The organism is Pseudoxanthomonas sp. G3 (assembly GCF_057654715.1).
Map to the genome: position 1 here is coordinate 3,759,681 of NZ_CM172805.1, position 18,642 is coordinate 3,778,322.

Below are 18,642 nucleotides of genomic sequence, written 5' to 3' on the forward strand. Positions count from 1 at the left end.
GGGAAATGCCCCATGCGCGAAACCCGCATCGCGATCACGGCGGGCATGACGATCGGCGGCGGGAGGCACAGGAAGGGGCTGGTAATCTTGCCTCTTCACCTCGCACTAACGGACCTCCCATGCGCCCTGCCTTGTTCGCCCTGCTGCTGCCGCTCGCGCTCGCGCCGATGGCGCATGCCCAGACGCCCGCACCGCTCACACTGGAGCAGGTGATGGCCGAGCCGGACTGGATCGGTCCGCCGGTCGAGCGTGCGTGGTGGGCATGGGACGGCAAGCAGGTGCAGTACGAATTGAAGCGCGACGGTAGCGTGGTCCGCGATACCTTCGAGCAGACCCTCGACGGGGCCGCGGCACACCGCGTCGGCGATGACCAGCGCGCACGCCTGGATGCCATCAACCCCGTCTACGACGCCTCGCGCCAGCGCATGCTGCTTTCGCGCAATGGTGACCTCTTCGTGCGCGATCTGCGCAGTGGCGCGCTGACCCAGGTCACGCGCACCAACGACACCGAACAGCAGGCGCGCTTCGCCCAGGACGGCGCGGTGATCTGGCGCACGGGCGCCACGTGGTACCGCTGGACGGCCGGCACCGGCGTGGCCACCGTGGCCGAACTGAAGGCCGAGCGCGATCCGCTGGCCCCGCCCAAGGCGGATGCGCTGCGCGAGCAACAGCTGCGCACGATCCGCACCTTGGCCGACGACCGCGCGCAGCGCGAGGCGGCGCAGAAGCAGGCCGAAGCCTGGCGCAAGGCCGACCCGAGCCGCGCGCCTGCGCCGATCTACCTCGGCACGGAGGTGGAGATCGAAGGCAGTTCGCTCTCGCCGAACGGACGCTGGCTGCTGGTGGTGACCCGCAAGAAGGGCGCCGATGCCGGCCAAGCCGGCAAGATGCCGAAGTACGTGACCGAATCCGGTTACGAGGAATTCCAGGAGGTCCGCACGCGCGTGGGCCGCAATGCACCGGTGCCGCACACCCTCTGGCGGGTCGATCTGGCCGACGGCAGCGTCAAAGACATCGCGTTCGACGTTCTGCCCGGCATCGACAAGGACCCGCTGGCCGCGCTGCGCAAGCAGGCCGGCAAGGAGCCACTGAAGGGGCCGCGCGACGTGCGCGTGGAAAACGACAGTGATGGCAATGCGATCGCTTGGACGAACGATGGCACCCAGGTCGCCGTGCAGGTGCATGCCGTCGATAACAAGGACCGTTGGATCGCCACGGTCGACCTGCCGGCGGCGCGCCTGCAGCCGCGCCACCGGCTGACCGACGACGCATGGATCAACTGGGGCTTCAACCAGTTCGGCTGGCTGCCCGACAACCGCACGCTGTGGCTGCTCTCGGAAGAGTCCGGCTACTCGCACATTTACACCGCCTCCAGTAACGAAAAACCTCGCGCGCGTACGTCCGGCAAGTGGGAAGTGTCCGCAGCGGAAGTCACCGCCGACGGCAACGGCTTCCTGTTCCTGTGCAACCGCGCGTGGCCGGGCGATTACGAAGTCTGCAAGCTCGACCTGGCGAGTAACCAGTTGAAGGAAGTCACTGCGCTGGACGGCGTGGAGGACTTCAGTCTGTCGCCGGACGGCCGCCAGCTGCTGGTGCGCCATTCGCGCAGCTACACGCCGGCGCAGTTGTCGGTCGTCGGCATCGACGGCGGCCAGGCGAAGCCGCTCACAGACACCCGCACGGCCGCCTTCAAGGCGCGTGAATGGATCCAACCCGAGTACGTGCAGGTGCCGTCGAAGCACGGTGCCGGCGTGGTATGGGGCAAGTACTACGGACCGAAGACGATGGAAGCCGGCAAGCGCTATCCCGTCGTCATGTTCGTGCACGGCGCGGGCTACCTGCAGAACGTCACCGCGCGCTATCCCAACTACTTCCGCGAGCAGATGTTCCACCAGCTGCTGGTGGATCGCGGCTACATCGTGCTCGACCTCGACTACCGTGCCAGCGAGGGCTACGGCCGCGACTGGCGCACGGCCATCTACCGCAACATGGGCCATCCCGAGCTGGAGGACTATCTGGACGGTCTGGAATGGCTGGTCGCCCAGAAGCAGGGCGACCGTGACCGCGCCGGTATCTACGGTGGGAGCTATGGCGGCTTCATGACCTTCATGGCGTTGTTCCGCGCACCCGGCGTGTTCAAGGCCGGCGCCGCGCTGCGACCGGTGGTCGACTGGACCCAATACAACCATGAGTACACCAGCAACATCCTCAATACGCCCGAACTGGATCCGCAGGCCTACCGCACTTCTTCGCCGATCGAATACGCCGACGGCCTGCAGGACCACCTGCTGATCGCGCACGGCATGATCGACGACAACGTGTTCTTCAAGGACTCGGTGGTGTTGACGCAGAAGCTGATCGAACTGCGGAAGGACAACTGGGAATTGGCGGCGTATCCGCTGGAACGGCACGGCTTCACGCGCTCGGACTCGTGGCTGGACGAGTACAAGCGCGTGCTGAAGCTGTTCGAGCAGAACCTGAAGTAGGCCATGCCCGTACCGTCGCCCACCGCGAACGGCGCCGCCTTCGTCACCGTGACGGCGAAGGTGTCGATCGTCGTGGGCGTCGGCGCCACGCTCTACGCCGCGCTGCAGGTGCTGGCGGCGCTGGTCATCCTGCGGGGCGAGGAGGTATCGCGCTTCATCGACTTCGTCGCGGCGCAGTCGGTACCGGCGAGTCTCGTGTGGGTGTTGTCGCACCTGACCGCGATCGCCGTCGGCTTCCTGCTGGTCAGCGCCGCCTTCCTGGCGGTCTCGGTGGGCCTGCTGCGCCGTCGCGTGTGGGGCTGGTGGGGCTTCGTCGGCTTCATGGTGCTGGGCGCATTGGCCAACTTCGCCGGCATCGCCGTGATCGATGCGCTGTTCGCCTGGGTCGACCGCTTGCCGCGGACGCCGGATACCGCGCCGCTGCTGGCCGAACTGGCCACGCTGCGTTCGTTGTCGCTGGCCCTGGCGTGGGCGACGGCGGTGGCGTTCGGCATGCTGCATGCGCTGATCGTGTGGCAGTTGTGCCGGCCGAACGTGCGTGCCGAATTCGGATGGACGCAGCGGCCCCGGTAGAATGCGCGGGATGAACGACATTACGCCTGTCCGCGACTACCTCACCGACCTGCAGGACCGCATCTGCGCTGCCATCGAAACAGCCGACGGCACCGCCAGGTTCCGTGAGGACGCATGGAGCCGCGTGCCAGGCGACGCGTCGCCTATCCGAGGTGGCGGGCGCACCCGCATCCTCCGCGACGGCGCGGTGTTCGAGCAGGCCGGCATCGGCTTCTCCGACGTGTCCGGCGACCGCCTGCCGCCGTCCGCGTCCGCGCATCGCCCCGAACTGGCCGGCGCGTCTTGGCGCGCGGTCGGCGTGTCCCTCGTGTTCCACCCGCGCAATCCGCACGTGCCCACCACGCATGCGAACGTGCGCCATTTCCGCGCCGAACGCGACGGCGAAACGGTGGCATGGTGGTTCGGTGGCGGCTTCGACCTGACCCCGTTCTATCCGGTCGACGAGGATGTCCGGCACTGGCACCGTACCGCGCGCGACCTGTGCGAGCCGTTCGGCGGCCAGGCGCGCTACGACGCGCACAAGCGCTGGTGCGACGACTACTTCTTCCTCAAGCACCGCAATGAGACGCGCGGCGTGGGCGGTCTGTTCTTCGACGACCTGAGCGAGGATTTCGAGCGCGACTTCGGTTATCTGCGCGCCGTCGGCGATGGTTTCCTCGATGCGTACCTGCCCATTGTCGCGCGCCGCAAGGACGCGCCGTACGGCGAGCGCGAACGACAGTTCCAGCTGTATCGCCGTGGCCGCTACGTCGAGTTCAACCTGGTCTACGACCGCGGCACGCTGTTCGGCCTGCAGAGCGGCGGGCGCGCCGAGTCGATCCTGATGAGCCTCCCACCGCTGGTCCGCTGGGAGTACGGCTTCACGCCGGAGGACGGCAGCGACGAGCAGCGCCTGTCCGACTACCTGCGACCGCGCGACTGGCTGGCCGAACTCGCCTGACGACTTCCTGTAGAAGCGACGTCAGTCGCGACCGCGGAAATCAAACTTTCTGGACCTTCAGTTCGACCATCTCTCCGGCACGGGTGGAGCCAACGTGCGTGTACGGCGTGCAGTCGCGACTGACGTCGCTCCTACAGGGGCGGCTTTTGCCTCGCCACCAGCGTGATGTGCCCGTTGTTCTCCAGCACGGCCAACTGGATGTCCGCCATGTCCAGGCAGCCGGCTTCGCGCATGGCCTTCTCGAAATCCTCGTGGCTGATCAACTCCCGCCGGAGAACGTCGCGGTAGACCTGACCATCCCGCGCCAGCAGCACGGGCGCGCCCTCCACCCAGCGCTCCACCCGCGGCGAGCGCGCAGAGACCAGGCCGACCAGCCAGTTCAGCGCGATCAACGTCGCAGCCAGCACCAGGCCGCCGCCGATGGACGTGTCCTCGCCCAGCAGCGCGTTCTGCACCGCGTTGCCGAGCAGCACCACCAGCAGCATGTCGAACGGGGTGAACTGCCCCATCGTCCGCTTGCCCGAGAGGCGGATCATCCCCAGCAGGATGAAATACACGACGCACGCGCGGAGCACGAAGGCCCACCACGGCATGGCCAGTTGGAACATGTCAGAGAAGGTCGCACTCATGCGTCACCCGGTGGCGAAGGACTCCACGCACGGTAGCGCAGGGAGCCAAGGGCAAACGACAGGCAATAAAAAGCCCCGCAGACCAGGGGGAGATCGGCGGGGCCAGGGGAGCGGGACCTGGGGAGGGGTCGTCGCTCCGGGGGAGATCGCTCCAGGGGATGGGAGAGATCAGCGACAGACGTTGCATCTGTCGCGAGCTATATGACCACTCCGCACATGGATGGTTCGTGAAGATTCCGGTTAAAAAACCGTAAGATTCAGGGGGAATTCAGTTTATTGAACTGGTCGGTATACAAATATACCTGACAGGGTTTCCCTGAACTTTCCGCAAGCCTCTGTTACGCAAGGGAAAACGTTTTCAGGCGGGCCTAATGGGCCTCTTCCCAGTTGTCACCGACCCCACTGTCGACCACCAGCGGAACGCTCAATTGCGCTGCCGCCGCCATGCGGGACGTCGCTTCCTCCAGCAACGTCGGCACGAAGTCCGCGTCCGCCTCGAACACGAGTTCGTCATGCACCTGCAGGATCATCAGCGCCTGCTCGCGGTGCGCCGCCAGCCAGGCGTCCACGCCGATCATCGCGCGCTTGATGATGTCCGCCGCCGTGCCCTGCATCGGCGCATTGATCGCCGCGCGCTCGGCGCCTGCACGTTGCCCCTGGGTGCCCTTGTTGATGTATTCCAGGTACAGGCGGCGGCCGAACACGGTCTCGACGTAGCCATGCTCGCGCGCCTGCTGACGCGTGCGTTCCATGTAGTCGCGCACGCCGGGATAGCGGCTGAAGTACAGCGCGATGTAGTCCTGCGCCTCGCCGCGCCCGATGCCCAGCTGCCGCGCCAGGCCGAATGCGCTCATGCCGTACATCAATCCGAAGTTGATCGCCTTCGCCGCGCGGCGCTCGTTGCCGTTGACGTCTTCCAGCTTCCTGCCGAACACTTCCGCCGCCGTCGCCTTGTGGATGTCGGCGCCGGACTCGAACGCACGCACCAGGCCGGGATCCTGCGACAGGTGCGCCATGATGCGCAGCTCGATCTGCGAGTAGTCGCAGGCGACCAGCTTGCGGCCCGGCGGTGCGACGAACGCCTTGCGGATGCGGCGTCCGTCTTCGGTGCGGATCGGAATGTTCTGCAGGTTGGGATCGGTCGAGGACAGCCGTCCCGTCGCGGCACCGGCCTGGTGGTAGCTGGTGTGCACGCGGCCGGTGTCCGGATTGACCATCTCTGGAAGCTTGTCGGTGTAGGTGCTGCGCAGCTTGGCCAGGCCGCGGTACTCGAGGATCACGCGCGGCAGTTCGTGCTGGTCGGCGATGGCTTCCAGTGCTTCTTCGTTCGTGCTGGGCTGGCCGGTCGGCGTCTTCACCAGCACCGGAAGCTTCAGTTCGTCGAACAGCAGCGCCTGCAGTTGCTTCGGCGAATCCAGGTTGAAGGTGCGTCCGGCGAGTTCCGTCGCCTTCTGCTGCGCGGCCAGCATGCGCTTGGACAGGTCGGCGCTCTGCCGGCGCAGTTCGTCGCCGTCGATCATCACGCCGTTGGCCTCGATGCGGGCCAGCACCGGCACCAGCGGCATTTCGATGTCGCGGTACACACGCTCCAGGCCCGGCTCCGCGGCCAGCCTCGGCGCGATCGCACGATGCAGGCGCAGGGTGATGTCGGCATCTTCCGCGGCATAACGGGTGGCGTCGTCGATGGCCACCTGCGAGAACGGGATCTGCTTCGCGCCCTTCCCCGCCACGTCTTCGTACTTGATCGTGTCGTAACCGAGGAAACGCTTTGCCAGACTGTCCATGTCATGGCGGTTGCTGCCGGAGTTGAGCACGAAGCTTTCCAGCATCGTGTCGTCGGCATAACCCTGCACGTCCACGCCATGGCGGCGCAGCACGTGCAGGTCGTACTTGCCGTGCTGGCCCAGCTTGCGCATGGCCGGATCGGCGAGCACCGGCGCCAGCGCGTCCAGCACGAAGGCGCGATCGAGCTGGGCGGGCGCTCCCGGATAATCGTGGCCTACAGGCACGTAGACAGCCTTGCCGGTCTCGGTCGCGAAGCTCAGGCCGACCAGGTTCGCCTGCATCGGATCGAGACTATCGGTCTCGGTGTCGAACGCGACCTCCTCGGACGCGCGCAGCTGCGCGACCAACGCATCGAGCTGCGCGGGCTCGGTGATGGCAGCGTACTCGCCGGCCACGCTCAGCGCGGCATCCACCGGCCCGTCGTCCACCGACGCGGCCGCCACGCGCCCGGTGCCCCGGGCACGACCCGGCTCTTTCTCCGCGACGGCGGTCGCATCGGACGCACCGCCTTCCAACTCCTTCAACGCCTGGTTGAAGCCGTAACGCGCGTACAGCTCGCGCAGCTCCTCGACATGGCGCTCGCGCAGCGGCAGCGTGTCCGGCCCGCCATCTAGCGCCACGTCGGTCTTGATGGTCACCAGCGTGCGGTTCAGCGGCAGGCGCGGCAGCGCGGCACGCAGGTTGTCGCCGATCTTGCCCTTGATCTCGCCGGCCTTCTCGATGATCGCATCCAGCGTGCCGTACTCGGCCAGCCACTTCGCCGCCGTCTTGGGTCCGCACTTCTCCACGCCAGGCACGTTGTCGATGGCGTCGCCCATCAGGGCGAGGAAATCGACGATCTGCTCCGGCCGCACGCCGAACTTCTCCATCACCGACTCGGCTGAATCCAGCCGGCTGCCGCTCATCGTGTTGACCAGCGCCACGCCCGGGCGGACCAGCTGGGCGAAGTCCTTGTCGCTGGTGGAGATGGTGACGTCCATGCCTTGCGCCGCACCCTGCAGCGCGAGCGTGCCGATCACGTCGTCGGCTTCCACGCCGTCGACGCAGAGCAAGGGAAAACCCAGCGCCTCCACGATGCGGCGCATCGGCTGTACCTGTGCCCGCAACTCGTCCGGCATCGGCGGGCGGTTGGCCTTGTACGCGGGATACAGATCGTCGCGGAAGGTCGGCCCGCTGGCGTCCAACACGAAGGCGACGTAGTCGGGCTTCTCCTTCAGCGTGGCACGCAGCATGTTCACCACGCCGAAGAGGGCGCCGGTCGGCTCGCCCTGCGCGTTGGTGAGCGGAGGCAGCGCGTGGAAGGCGCGGAACAGGTAGCTGGAGCCGTCGATCAGTACGAGTCGTGTCATGCCCGCATTCTACGCCGCGCCTCCAGGGCCGGCGTCACGCGCGCACCACGCGTTGGGCGCATAATCCGGCCACAGCCCCGCCAGGATGCCCCCATGACCCGCCCGCTGAAACGCGCCCTGCTGTTGTCCTGCGTGCTGGCCATGGCCGGCTGCGCCTCCACCGGTGGGGCCAGCGCGCCGCCCGGCGTCGATCTCGCCAATGCCCAGGTCGCCGTGCGCACGGAGAAGAACGGCGACACCATCGAGGAATACCGCGTCGCCGGCAACCTGCGCATGGTCAAGGTCACGCCGTCGCGCGGCGCGCCCTATTTCCTCTACGACTCCGACGGCGACGGCCGCCTGGACAAGAGCAAGGACAACAGCGACATCTCGCCGGTGTACTGGAAGCTCTACGGCTGGTGACGGCCCGCGCTCAGCGGATCACCAGCACCGGCACGCCGCAGCGCGCCAGTACTTCACTGGTCTGGCTGCCCAGCAGCAGGCGTCCCAGCGCGCGGCGTCCGTGCGATGCCATCACGATGAGGTCGCAGCCCTCGCGCTCCGCAGCCTCCACGATGGCCTCGGCAGCGTAACGATCCGCCACGTGCAGGGTGGCCGCGTCCATTCCCATGCCAGCGGCTTGGGCGGACGCACCGGCCAGCACCTTGCGTGCGGCTTCTTCACGGGCGGCCTGGAATTCCGGCATCGACGTACCCACCGCGCTCCAGCCGAGCGCATCGTCGAAACCGGTGCTGATGGGTTCGCTGACGGTCAGCACGGTAGCCCGCGCCTGCAGCTTCGAAGCCAGTGCCAGGCCGTGCTCCACGCCCTTGCCGGCGAGCTCGGAGCCGTCCGTCGCGATCAGGATATGCCGGTACATGCCGCACCTCATGACGATGGGATGCGGCCATTACACGCCCGGCGGGCTTAGTGCGCCGTGATCTGGATCAATCGGGCGCGCTAGACCGCCTGCAGGTTCGCATAGGCCAACACCAGCCACTTGCTGCCTTCGCTGTCGAAGTTCACTTGGACTCGCGCGTGCGCCCCGCTGCCTTCGTAGTCGGTGACCACGCCAGGCCCGAACTTGGCATGGGTGACCGTCTGGCCCAGCTTCAGCCCCGGTGTTTCCAGGCTGGCATGGCCTGCGACCGCGCGGCTGGCGAATCCGGGTGCCGCGCGGCTGACCTGCACGCGCGGGCGCACCTCGTTGACCAGCGAGGCCGGGATCTCGCGCAGGAACCGCGACGGAATGCCGTACATGTCCTGTCCGTGCAGCCGGCGCGCCTCCGCGAACGTCAGCACGAGCTTCTGGCGCGCGCGGGTGATGCCCACGTAGGCCAGGCGGCGCTCCTCCTCCAGCCGGCCGCTCTCGTCCAGCGAGCGGTTGCTGGGGAACAGGCCCTCTTCCAGCCCCACCAGGAACACCAGCGGGAACTCCAGCCCCTTGGCCGAATGCAGCGTCATCAGTTGCACGCCGTCCTCGCCCGCCTCCACCTGGCCCTCGCCGGCCTCCAGCGCCGCGTAGGACAGGAAGGCGACCAGCTCGCTCATGCCTTCGGTGGTCTCGTCGTCGTCGATGCGGCGCACGAAGCGCGAGGCCACCGATACCAGTTCATCCAGGTTCTCGGTGCGGGATTCGGAATCCAGCCCACCGCGGCTCTCCTTCGCCCAATGCTCGCGCAGACCGGAGCGGACCAGCACGTGGTCCACGCGTTCGGCCAGGTCCATCTCGCCAGTTTCGCCGGCCAGCTGTTCCACCAGCGACAGGAACGCGGCCAGCGCGTTGCGCGCGCGCCCGGCCAGCTCCGTGCCCTGCGTGGCCAGCATCGCCGCGCCCCACAACGACACGCGTGCGCCACGCGCGAGGCGGCGCACTTCGTCCAGCGTGCGTTCGCCGATGCCGCGCGCCGGCGTATTGACCGCGCGCTCGAACGCGGCGTCATCGGCGCGATTGGCGACCAGACGCAGGTACGCCAGCGCGTCCTTGATTTCCGCACGTTCGAAGAACCGCATGCCGCCATACACGCGATAGGGCAGTTGTTCGGAGAGAAGCGCCTCTTCGAATGCCCGCGACTGCGCGTTGCTTCGGTACAGGATGGCGGCATCGCCCAGGCTGCCGCCTTCGCGCACCCACTGACGGATGCGCTCGACGACGAAGCGCGCCTCGTCCATCTCGTTGTAGGCCGCGTAGAGGTCGATCGGCTCGCCGTCGCCGGTATCGGTCCACAGCTGCTTGCCGATGCGGCCGGGGTTGTGCGCGATCACTGCGTTCGCGGCGCCCAGGATGTTGGCGCTGGAGCGGTAGTTCTGCTCCAGGCGGATCGTCTTCGCGCTGGGGTAGTCGCGCAGGAACTGCTGCATGTTCTCGACTTTCGCACCCCGCCAGCCGTAGATGCTCTGGTCGTCGTCGCCGACCACGAACACCTGCCCGGTATCGCCGGCCAACACGCGCACGAACGCGTACTGGATGGCATTGGTGTCCTGGAACTCGTCCACCAGGATCTGGCGGAACCGTGCCCGGTAATGCGCCAGCAGCGCCGGCGTGTCGCGCAGTACCTCGTGGGCACGCAACAGCAGTTCGGCGAAATCCACCAGGCCGGCGCGATCGCAGCGTTCCTGGTAACCCGCGTAGACCTGCCGGCGCACGTCCAGCCAATCGTCATTGGGCGCGGGCTGGATGTGCTCGGGACGTCGGCCTTCGTCCTTCTGCTCGTTGATCCACCAGGCGAGCTGCTTGGGCGGGTACTTGCCCTCGTCCAGTTCCATCGCCTGCACCACGCGCTTGACCAGCCGCTGCTGGTCGTCGCTGTCCAGGACCTGGAAGGTCTCCGGCAGTTTCGCTTCCTGCCAGTGCAGCCGCAGCAGACGGTGCGCCAGGCCGTGGAAGGTGCCGATCCACATGCCGCGGCTGCCGGTGCGCAGCTGCGTGTCGGCGCGCGCGCGCATCTCGCCGGCGGCCTTGTTGGTGAAGGTCACCGCGAGGATGCCGTGCGCCGGCACGCCGTGCACTTCGTTCAGCCACGCGATGCGGTGCGTCAGCACGCGCGTCTTGCCGGAACCGGCACCGGCGAGGACGAGGTAGTGGCCCGGCGGGGCGGAGACGGCCTCGCGCTGGGCCGGATTGAGGTGGTCGAGCAGGTGGGAGACATCCATGTGCCCATTTTACGGCCTGTGGCGTCCACGCCCTGAGACGCTCACCGTTCAGGCCAGTTCGGCCACCTGCATCGAAACCTGCTTGCGGCCCCCATCAAGCCACTGGTGGCCCGCTTCGACGAAGCCGTGGCGGGCATGGAACAGGCGCGAGGGCTCGTTCGGCGGCACCACGTTGAACTCGCAGGTCACGCGCGCAATGCCCTGGCGGCGGGCGAAGGCGAACAGGTCCGCGTACAGCGCGGAGCCCAGCCGGAGCCCCTGCGCCGCGGCGTCGACGACGATGCGGTCCACATACAGGAAATCGGGATAGCGCGCGGCGAACCAGCCGAAGTTGTCGTTGCGGTAGTCGGCGCCGGCGCGCATGGCCAGCAGGAAGGCCACGACGCGGCCTTCGAGCACGACCACACGGTGGTAGGCGGACAGCGCCGCCAGCGCGCGCGTCCTGTCCGCGTCCATCGGGCTGGTGTGGCGGACTTCCGCCGCGTTCAGGGCGACGATGGCGTCGATGTCGGCCTCGACCGCATCGCGGATCACGGGCGCGACCGCCGCCATGGCGTCAGTGCGCAGCGTGCTTGGAGGGCGCGCTGGTACTCATGACCTTGTCGGTGTAGGCGATGCCCATCGCCGACAGGATGAAGGCGCCATGGATGATGGTCTGCCACATCACCGCCGTGGTAGTGACCGAAGTGCACTTGGCGGCGGCCATGGTGTAGCCCGCCTTCAGCGCATTGGCGACGGCATCCAGCGAGGCCAGGTGGTCCGGCGAGCCGCACAGCGGCAGGCCCAACTCGCCGGCGCCGATGAAGGTCTTCAGCAGGTGGACCGAGGAGATGCCGATGATCGCCATCGCCAGCTTCACCTTCAGCACCGACGCGTTGACGTGGCTCAACCACTCCGGCTGGTCCGGATGGCCTTCCAGGCGCAGGCGCGACACGAAGGTCTCGTAACCGCCGACGATCACCATGACCAGCAGGTTCGAGATCATCACCACGTCGATCAGACCCAGCACCAGCAGCATGATGCCCTGCTCGGTCAGGCTGTTCGCATCCACCACCAGGTGCGTGAGCTCCTTGAGGAACAGGAACACATAGACGCCCTGCGCGATGATCAACCCCAGGTACAGCGGCAGCTGCAGCCAGCGCGAGGCGAAGATCAGGTTGGGCAGGAAGCCGAGGCGGGCGTTGCTGGGCTGCGACATGGGCCGGGAACAGTGATTTCCAAGGATGGCGCAGGGTAACGGCCGAATTTGACGCTGCCAAGTCCACCGCCGCCGCTAGACTGCGGCTCTCCCCTGCGAGGAACCGCCATGATCGACCTGTACTACTGGCCCACGCCGAACGGCCACAAGATCACGCTGATGCTCGAAGAGCTGGCGGACGCCGGCGCGAAACTCGAGTACCGCATCTTCCCGGTCAATATCGGCAAGGGCGACCAGTTCAAGCCGGACTATCTCGCGTTCTCGCCGAACAACAAGATGCCGGCAATCATCGATCACGCGCCCGCCGATGGCGGTGAGCCGATCAGCGTGTTCGAGTCCGGCGCCATCCTGCTGTATTTGGCCAACAAGACCGGCCGCTTCTTCGGCGCGGATGTGCGCCAGAAAGTGGCGGTGAACCAGTGGCTGATGTGGCAGATGGCCGGGCTGGGTCCGATGACGGGACAGTACGGCCACTTCACCGTCTACGCGCCGGAAAAGATCCCCTACGCGATCGACCGCTACACCCGCGAGGTGCAGCGCCTGCTCGGCGTGCTGGACACGCAGCTGGCGAAGCACGCCTACATCGCCGGCGACGACTACAGCATCGCCGACATGGCCACGCACCCGTGGATCAACGCCTACGAGAAGTCACCGCTCGACATGACGCCCTATCCCGCCTTGCAGCGCTGGTACGCGGAGATCGCCGCGCGGCCGGCCGTGCAACGCGCGTATGCGTTGAAGTCGCAGGTGAATCCGAACGCCGGCCAGCCCCTCAGCGATGAGGAACGCAAGCACCTGTTCGGCCAGGGCGCGCCGAAGGTCTGAGAACCCGCGGCGTTCGCGTCATAATCCGGGACTGACCGGCCCTGCCGCCCGAGAAGTCCCATGCGCCTTGCCCTGTTCGCCCTGATGACCGTCGCCACCGCCCTGCCAACCCACGCCGAAAAGCTCACCCTGGAAGCCATCACCGGCAGCGCACCGCTGTCGGGCCCCACGCTGACCAAGCCGCAGATCGCACCGGACGGCACGCGGGTGACCTTCCTGCGCGGCAAGGAAAGCGACCGCAACCGGCTGGACCTGTGGGAGTACGACGTTGCCAGCGGGCAGACGCGTTTGTTGGTGGACTCCTCGGTGGTGCTGCCGGGCGAGGAAGTGCTGAGCGACGAGGAAAAGGCGCGCCGCGAGCGCCAACGCATCGCCGCGCTGTCCGGCATCGTCGACTACCAGTGGTCGCCCGACGGCAAGGCGCTGCTGTTCCCGCTCGGCGGCGAGCTGTACGTCTACGACCTGTCGAAGAGCGGCAAGGCCGCCGTGCGCAAGCTGACGAACGGCGGCGGCTTCGCCACCGATCCGAAGCTCTCGCCGAAGGGCGGCTACGTCAGCTTCATCCGCAACCGCAACCTGTGGGTCATCGCGCTGGCCGACGGCAAGGAAGTGCAGCTGACCCGCGATGGCAGCGACACCATCGGCAACGGCGTGGCCGAGTTCGTGGCCGACGAGGAAATGGACCGCCACACCGGCTACTGGTGGGCGCCGGACGATTCGGCGATCGCCTTTGCCCGCATCGATGAAACCCCGGTGCCGGTGCAGAAGCGCTACGAGGTCTATCCCGACCGCACGGACGTGGTGGAGCAGCGCTATCCCGCGGCCGGCGACCACAACGTGCGGGTGCAGCTGGGCGTGATCGCGCCGAAGGCCGGCGCCACGCCGCGCTGGATCGACCTGGGCAAGAACCCGGACATCTACCTGGCCCGCGTGGACTGGCGCGATCCGCAGCGCCTGACCTTCCAGCGCCAGTCGCGCGACCAGAAGACGCTTGAGCTGATCGAGACCACGCTGGCGACCGGCCAACAGCGCACGCTGGTGACCGAAACCTCGAAGACCTGGGTGCCGCTGCACAACGACCTGCGCTTCCTGAAGGACGGCCGCTTCCTGTGGTCGTCGGAACGCAGCGGGTTCGAGCATCTGTACATCGCATCGGAAGACGGCTCGAAGCTGACCGCGCTGACGCAGGGTGAGTGGCCGGTGGATGCATTGCTCGCCGTCGATGAAACGAAGGGTCTGGCGTATTTCAGTGCAGGAATGAGTACTCTCCTTGCCGGCATGAAGCTGAAGGAGCTGTCGCCCTCGTTCTCGATGCCAACGGACAAGCATGTGCATGCCGTACCGCTGGCAGGGGGCGAGATCACCACGCTTACGCGCGAGAGCGGCACCCACAATGCGGTGTTCGCGCGCAACGCCAGCGTCTTCGTCGACGACTGGTCCAGCGGATCGACACCGCCGCAGATCGAGCTGTATCGCGCGGATGGCTCGCGCATCGCCACACTGCTCGTCAACGACCTGAAGGCGGCCGACCACCCTTATGCCCGGTATCGCGATGCTCACCAATCCCCGCTGTTTGGGGTCCTGACCGCTGCCGACGACGAAACCACTTTGTTCTACAGCTTGACCACGCCCGCCGGCTTCGATCCCAGAAAGAAGTATCCCGTTGTGGTGTTCGTCTATGGCGGCCCTGCTGCGCAGACGGTCACCAACGCCTGGCCCGGCCGCAGCGATGCTTTTTTCAACCAGTACCTCGCCCAGCAGGGCTACGTAGTTTTCTCGCTGGACAACCGCGGCACGCCGCGCCGGGGCGCGGCCTTCGGTGGCGCGTTATACGGAAAGCAGGGCACCGTGGAGGTGGACGACCAGCTGCGCGGCGTCGAATGGCTGAAGTCGCAGCCCTTCGTCGATCCGGCGCGCATCGGCGTGTACGGCTGGTCCAACGGTGGCTACATGACGCTGATGCTGCTGGCCAAGCACGACGAAGCCTATGCCTGCGGCGTGGCCGGCGCGCCGGTCACCGACTGGGCGCTCTACGACACCCACTACACAGAGCGCTACATGGACCTGCCCAAGGCGAACGAGGCGGGCTACCGCGAAGCCAGCGTGTTCACCCACGTGGACGGCATCGGCGCCCACAAGCTGCTGCTGATCCACGGCATGGCCGATGACAACGTACTGTTCACCAACTCCACCAAGTTGATGAGCGAGCTGCAGAAGCGCGGCACGCCGTTCGAACTGATGACCTACCCCGGCGCCAAGCACGGCCTGCGCGGGAGCGATCTGTTGCACCGCTACCGCCTGACCGAGGATTTCCTTGGCCGCTGCCTGAAGCCGTAAGCGTTCAACGGGGGAACGACCGGAGCCCGCGCATGCCCTCGATGACCCCGCCCACTTCTACTTGGCTAGGCCGCAACTGGAAGTGGTGCGTGCCGGTCGTGGCGGCGCTGCTGCTCGCCCTGTTCGCCGCCTTCGTCTTCGGGGTCCTCGCGCTGGTCTTCGGCGCAATGAAATCCTCTGGCCCGTACCAGCATGCGATGGAAAGGGCGCAGGCCGATCCCGCCGTGGGGGCCGCGCTCGGCACGCCCATCCAGGCCGGCTGGCTGGTGCAGGGCAACTTCAGCAGCAACGGCCCCGACGGCGAAGCCAACCTGGTCATCCCGCTGGACGGCCCGAAGGCCGACGGCACGCTGTTCGTCGTCGCCAAGAAGCACGCCGGCGAATGGCGTTACGAGACGCTGGCGGTGAATGTCGATGGTGGCGAGCGGATCGTGCTGGAGGGCGGCACGTCCAGCACCGCACCCGCGCCTTGAGGGACACCCTTCGCGCGATCGCAATCGTATTGGCGTGGGCCCTATCCGCGGTCGCCCACGCCCAGGAAGCGCGAACGGCGGATGCACGTGCGGGCACGCGGGCCTGGTTGCAACCGCTCTTGGTCTCATCGCCCTACAGGCTGTCGAATGCAGCGCGACACGGCGTCATCGAGTATCGATTGCGCATGGACGACATCGCGTGGTCCTGGCCTCGCACGCACGAACAGCAGGTCGCGGTCGCGAACGACACCGTGCTGGTGCGTATCTGCCGCGACTGCGGCGACGAATCGCATCCGGACGCCGCCACATTGAAGCGCTACCGCATGGGCAATGCCTACGTGGACAGCGACAACGCTTCGATCCGTACCTTCGCGCGGGCCCATTCGCGCGGCCGCAGTACGCATTCAAGGATGCAGTCACTAACCAACGCCGTACGCCAGCACATGACGGGCCGCATCTCATTTGGCGAGTACTTGACCGCCAGCGAGGCGCTCACAGCGCGATCAGGCGACTGCACGGAGAGCGCGGTGCTGTTGGCGGCCCTTGCGCGCGCCCGCGGGATTCCGACGCGGGTGGTCTCCGGCATCGCGTACTCGAGCCGATTTACCGGACAGGCGCACGTCTTCAGTCCACACATGTGGGTGCAGGCCTGGGACGGCCGACGATGGATCAGCTACGACGCTGGACTAGGCACGTTCGACGCGGGTCACATTGCGCTCCATGTGGGCGACGGCGACCCGCCCGGCATGCCGCCGATGCTGGAAGGCATCCGACGATTGCATATCCTGGATGCCTATGCGCCGGTGTCTTCCACGGACCCCGACACATCCAGGCGTGGCGCCCCTTCGGCACGCTCTTCGAGCGATCCTTCCACCTGACGCTGCGGGAGGTCGGACAGGCCGGTGTCATCGATCCATTCGGCCGCACTTGGCTCAGCGATTCCACCCACCATGATGAGCATCGTCAACGGCGAAGCATCCGGGCTTGCGTCTGAAACATCCTCGAGCGGAGCTTCGTGTTTCGTCACGGCATCAGGCTCACCTGCGATGGAGGGCGCCGCAGCGAACAACGCCGCTACCGCCAGCCCGGCGATCGCCTGACGGGGAAGGCGGTAGGACACGCAGACCGAGCCGGCTGCCTGGCTCATCCACGCAGCGCGCTGTCGATCATCCATGTCATCCAGGCGCTGCACCGACTTGCCGCAAAGCCCGCAGAAGCCCGCGACGCAGCGCTGTTGCTCCGCAGGCAGCGGGCAAGGACTTTCGATCCTGGGGAATTTCGCCATCGCGGCCGCCTCAGCGTTTCGGCGCCGGCTCCGGCACTACGATGGACGGGTCCACCGGCGTGCCCGGGGGCACGTAGATCGCCACGCCCGCCGCCTGTTTCTGGGTGGTGGGGATGCCCATGCTCAGGCCGCCGCCGGAATGGCGGCCGTAGCTGCCGGCGCCGACGGACATACCGACGGGCGAGCCGCTGGAGCCCACGCCCAGCAGGACGACGCCGTTGGCGCCGAGCGCGGCGGCTTCGCGCTTCAGGCGCGCCACCGCGGCGTCGGTCTGCCCCTGGGTACCGAAGCCGACCGCGCTCTTGGATTCCAGCTGTGCGATCTCCTGCGCACCGGCGGGCGCGGTGCGGTAGATCTGCACCTGGGCGGGATCGATGGGCGCGCGCGCCTGGCCCAGCATGACCTTGGAGCTGCCGGCACACCCGGCGATGAGCGCAGCGGCGAACACGATGGCGACGATGCGGAACGACATGGCGGCTTCTCCCGGTGGCCTTGCGGCGATCTTCCGCCGCACCGCCTGAATACTGGCATATCCCGTTGCAAGGTGGCGTCACGGGGCGGCGGGTTATCATTTCACTCTGACCATGCGCCTGTTTCCCGCACGATGAGCTCCGCTCCCGACCTCCCGCCCGCACCGCAGCGGCTGGCGGTCGATTACATCCATGCCCCTGGCCCGCAGGCGCTGCTCGGCATGCCCGAAACGCTGGCCGTCTTCGGGTTCGGCGCGCTGGCGCCGGCCACGTCGGCGATCGACGACCCCCGCTACCTGCACGTGCCGCTATCGCCCTTGCGCGAAGCCGCGGCACCGTACGAGGTGTGGCGCTCGACCGGGCCGGTAGCGACCGGGCGCGAGGGCGCCATCCGCTACAGCCAGGACGGCGCGCTGCAGTTCGGTGTGCTGGAGTGGGAAGAACCGGACGGCGGCATCCTCCATGCCAGCGCGCATGCGTACGCCGCCCTGATGGCGTTCTGGCGTGACAGCGGTTATCCGCACCTGCTGCGCATCTGGAACTACTTCGACGCCATCACCCTGGGCGACGGCGACAGCGAGCGCTACCGGCAGTTCTGCGTGGGTCGCGTGCAGGGCCTGGGCAACGTGGACACGCGCACGCTGCCCGCGGCGACCGCCATCGGCAGCCGCGACGGTCGCCGCGTGCTGCAGGTGTACTGGCTGGCCGCGCGTGAACCCGGCGTGCCGCTGGAAAATCCGCGCCAGGTGAGCGCTTACCGCTATCCGCGCGAATACGGCCCGCAATCGCCGAGCTTCGCCCGTGCCCTGCTGCCGCCGTCGCCCCACGTGCCGCTGCTGCTGTCGGGCACGGCCAGCATCGTGGGACATGCCTCGCAGCACGCCGACTCGCTGCGTGCGCAGCTGGACGAAACGCTGACCAACCTCGACAGCCTGCTGGGCGCGGCGCGCGAACGCGCACCGATGCTGTCGCCGCACCTGGACGGGAGCTCGCGGCTGAAAGTCTATGTGCGCGATGCGACGGATGCCGACGCCGTCGCCGCGCAACTTGAGGCACGCCTGGGCACCCGCGTGCCGTGGCTGATGCTGCACGCCGATGTCTGCCGCCGCGAACTGCTGGTAGAGATCGAAGGCATGCACGGCGTCGGCGCTTGAAGCGCC

The 18,642-nt window shown here is 67.3% G+C and carries 17 protein-coding genes; 9 read left to right on the forward strand and 8 right to left on the reverse strand.

What is annotated here, in order from left to right; translation table 11 throughout:
* The first annotated feature begins 143 nt into the window (after positions 1-143).
* Genes AC23D6_RS18075 through hemF form a run of 3 tightly spaced genes read left to right on the forward strand, consistent with a single transcriptional unit; the run spans position 144 to position 3,999 of the window.
* Entirely contained in the window at positions 144-2,486 is a 2,343-nt protein-coding gene (locus AC23D6_RS18075) for a S9 family peptidase (RefSeq protein ID WP_487752678.1), read from the forward strand.
* 3 nt (positions 2,487-2,489) lie between these two features.
* Positions 2,490-3,059: a hypothetical protein gene (locus AC23D6_RS18080; RefSeq protein ID WP_487750584.1), complete on the forward strand. Its 570-nt coding sequence runs from the start codon at positions 2,490-2,492 to the stop codon at positions 3,057-3,059.
* Between the two features lie 10 nt (positions 3,060-3,069).
* Positions 3,070-3,999 (forward strand): oxygen-dependent coproporphyrinogen oxidase, encoded by a 930-nt coding sequence (hemF, locus tag AC23D6_RS18085; RefSeq protein ID WP_487750585.1) that lies wholly within the window; start codon positions 3,070-3,072, stop codon positions 3,997-3,999.
* A gap of 131 nt (positions 4,000-4,130) precedes the next feature.
* On the opposite strand, the gene AC23D6_RS18090 is transcribed toward hemF, so the two are convergent.
* Both AC23D6_RS18090 and polA read right to left on the reverse strand, forming a co-directional pair.
* On the reverse strand, positions 4,131-4,628 hold the full coding sequence (locus tag AC23D6_RS18090) for a DUF421 domain-containing protein (protein ID WP_487750586.1): 498 nt from the start codon (positions 4,626-4,628) through the stop codon (positions 4,131-4,133).
* Between the two features lie 368 nt (positions 4,629-4,996).
* The gene (polA, locus tag AC23D6_RS18095) at positions 4,997-7,762 is read right to left on the reverse strand and encodes a DNA polymerase I (protein WP_487750587.1); all 2,766 of its coding nucleotides are present in this window, start codon (positions 7,760-7,762) and stop codon (positions 4,997-4,999) included.
* 93 nt (positions 7,763-7,855) lie between these two features.
* Here polA and AC23D6_RS18100 point away from each other — a divergent pair, with 93 nt between their 5' ends.
* The gene (locus tag AC23D6_RS18100; RefSeq protein WP_487750588.1) at positions 7,856-8,164 is read left to right on the forward strand and encodes a DUF2782 domain-containing protein; all 309 of its coding nucleotides are present in this window, start codon (positions 7,856-7,858) and stop codon (positions 8,162-8,164) included.
* 10 nt (positions 8,165-8,174) lie between these two features.
* Here the strand turns inward: AC23D6_RS18100 and AC23D6_RS18105 are convergent, their stop codons facing one another.
* The 4 genes from AC23D6_RS18105 to AC23D6_RS18120 all read right to left on the reverse strand — a co-directional run bounded on the left by AC23D6_RS18105 (position 8,175) and on the right by AC23D6_RS18120 (position 12,092).
* Positions 8,175-8,621, reverse strand: a complete 447-nt coding sequence (locus tag AC23D6_RS18105; protein ID WP_487750589.1) for a universal stress protein — start codon at positions 8,619-8,621, stop codon at positions 8,175-8,177.
* A gap of 80 nt (positions 8,622-8,701) precedes the next feature.
* Complete coding sequence (gene uvrD, locus AC23D6_RS18110) at positions 8,702-10,894, reverse strand: DNA helicase II (protein WP_487750590.1); 2,193 nt, start codon at positions 10,892-10,894, stop codon at positions 8,702-8,704.
* Positions 10,895-10,942: 48 nt separating this feature from the next.
* On the reverse strand, positions 10,943-11,446 hold the full coding sequence (locus tag AC23D6_RS18115) for a GNAT family N-acetyltransferase (protein ID WP_487750591.1): 504 nt from the start codon (positions 11,444-11,446) through the stop codon (positions 10,943-10,945).
* A 4-nt stretch (positions 11,447-11,450) separates the two neighbouring features.
* Positions 11,451-12,092: a TIGR00645 family protein gene (locus AC23D6_RS18120; protein WP_487750592.1), complete on the reverse strand. Its 642-nt coding sequence runs from the start codon at positions 12,090-12,092 to the stop codon at positions 11,451-11,453.
* Positions 12,093-12,200: 108 nt separating this feature from the next.
* Here AC23D6_RS18120 and AC23D6_RS18125 point away from each other — a divergent pair, with 108 nt between their 5' ends.
* From AC23D6_RS18125 to AC23D6_RS18140, 4 genes are all read left to right on the forward strand, one after another.
* Positions 12,201-12,917, forward strand: a complete 717-nt coding sequence (locus tag AC23D6_RS18125) for a glutathione binding-like protein (protein ID WP_487750593.1) — start codon at positions 12,201-12,203, stop codon at positions 12,915-12,917.
* 60 nt (positions 12,918-12,977) lie between these two features.
* Positions 12,978-15,254 (forward strand): S9 family peptidase, encoded by a 2,277-nt coding sequence (locus tag AC23D6_RS18130; protein WP_487750594.1) that lies wholly within the window; start codon positions 12,978-12,980, stop codon positions 15,252-15,254.
* Positions 15,255-15,286: 32 nt separating this feature from the next.
* Positions 15,287-15,727 carry a cytochrome c oxidase assembly factor Coa1 family protein gene (locus AC23D6_RS18135; RefSeq protein WP_487750595.1) on the forward strand — a complete coding sequence of 147 codons (441 nt, stop codon included), beginning with the start codon at positions 15,287-15,289 and terminating at the stop codon, positions 15,725-15,727.
* Between the two features lie 185 nt (positions 15,728-15,912).
* Positions 15,913-16,605, forward strand: a complete 693-nt coding sequence (locus AC23D6_RS18140; RefSeq protein ID WP_487750596.1) for a transglutaminase-like domain-containing protein — start codon at positions 15,913-15,915, stop codon at positions 16,603-16,605.
* On the opposite strand, the gene AC23D6_RS18145 is transcribed toward AC23D6_RS18140, so the two are convergent.
* The gene (locus tag AC23D6_RS18145) at positions 16,521-17,012 is read right to left on the reverse strand and encodes a hypothetical protein (RefSeq protein WP_487750597.1); all 492 of its coding nucleotides are present in this window, start codon (positions 17,010-17,012) and stop codon (positions 16,521-16,523) included. The genes AC23D6_RS18140 and AC23D6_RS18145 overlap by 85 nt on opposite strands.
* Before the next feature lie 10 nt (positions 17,013-17,022).
* Complete coding sequence (locus tag AC23D6_RS18150; protein WP_487750598.1) at positions 17,023-17,484, reverse strand: hypothetical protein; 462 nt, start codon at positions 17,482-17,484, stop codon at positions 17,023-17,025.
* 132 nt (positions 17,485-17,616) lie between these two features.
* Here AC23D6_RS18150 and AC23D6_RS18155 point away from each other — a divergent pair, with 132 nt between their 5' ends.
* The gene (locus AC23D6_RS18155; protein ID WP_487750599.1) at positions 17,617-18,636 is read left to right on the forward strand and encodes a chorismate transformation FkbO/Hyg5 family protein; all 1,020 of its coding nucleotides are present in this window, start codon (positions 17,617-17,619) and stop codon (positions 18,634-18,636) included.
* Positions 18,637-18,642 lie beyond the last annotated feature (6 nt).

What these genes read in the sequence shown, in the direction of transcription:
- AC23D6_RS18080 (WP_487750584.1), top strand. Translation starts at nt 2,490, where the DNA reads ATGCCCGTACCGTCGCCCACCGCGAACGGCGCCGCCTTCGTCACCGTG.
- hemF (WP_487750585.1), top strand. Translation starts at nt 3,070, where the DNA reads ATGAACGACATTACGCCTGTCCGCGACTACCTCACCGACCTGCAGGAC.
- AC23D6_RS18090 (WP_487750586.1), bottom strand. Translation starts at nt 4,628, where the DNA reads ATGAGTGCGACCTTCTCTGACATGTTCCAACTGGCCATGCCGTGGTGG.
- polA (WP_487750587.1), bottom strand. Translation starts at nt 7,762, where the DNA reads ATGACACGACTCGTACTGATCGACGGCTCCAGCTACCTGTTCCGCGCC.
- AC23D6_RS18100 (WP_487750588.1), top strand. Translation starts at nt 7,856, where the DNA reads ATGACCCGCCCGCTGAAACGCGCCCTGCTGTTGTCCTGCGTGCTGGCC.
- AC23D6_RS18105 (WP_487750589.1), bottom strand. Translation starts at nt 8,621, where the DNA reads ATGTACCGGCATATCCTGATCGCGACGGACGGCTCCGAGCTCGCCGGC.
- uvrD (WP_487750590.1), bottom strand. Translation starts at nt 10,894, where the DNA reads ATGGATGTCTCCCACCTGCTCGACCACCTCAATCCGGCCCAGCGCGAG.
- AC23D6_RS18115 (WP_487750591.1), bottom strand. Translation starts at nt 11,446, where the DNA reads ATGGCGGCGGTCGCGCCCGTGATCCGCGATGCGGTCGAGGCCGACATC.
- AC23D6_RS18120 (WP_487750592.1), bottom strand. Translation starts at nt 12,092, where the DNA reads ATGTCGCAGCCCAGCAACGCCCGCCTCGGCTTCCTGCCCAACCTGATC.
- AC23D6_RS18125 (WP_487750593.1), top strand. Translation starts at nt 12,201, where the DNA reads ATGATCGACCTGTACTACTGGCCCACGCCGAACGGCCACAAGATCACG.
- AC23D6_RS18130 (WP_487750594.1), top strand. Translation starts at nt 12,978, where the DNA reads ATGCGCCTTGCCCTGTTCGCCCTGATGACCGTCGCCACCGCCCTGCCA.
- AC23D6_RS18135 (WP_487750595.1), top strand. Translation starts at nt 15,287, where the DNA reads ATGCCCTCGATGACCCCGCCCACTTCTACTTGGCTAGGCCGCAACTGG.
- AC23D6_RS18140 (WP_487750596.1), top strand. Translation starts at nt 15,913, where the DNA reads ATGGACGACATCGCGTGGTCCTGGCCTCGCACGCACGAACAGCAGGTC.
- AC23D6_RS18145 (WP_487750597.1), bottom strand. Translation starts at nt 17,012, where the DNA reads ATGGCGAAATTCCCCAGGATCGAAAGTCCTTGCCCGCTGCCTGCGGAG.
- AC23D6_RS18150 (WP_487750598.1), bottom strand. Translation starts at nt 17,484, where the DNA reads ATGTCGTTCCGCATCGTCGCCATCGTGTTCGCCGCTGCGCTCATCGCC.
- AC23D6_RS18155 (WP_487750599.1), top strand. Translation starts at nt 17,617, where the DNA reads ATGAGCTCCGCTCCCGACCTCCCGCCCGCACCGCAGCGGCTGGCGGTC.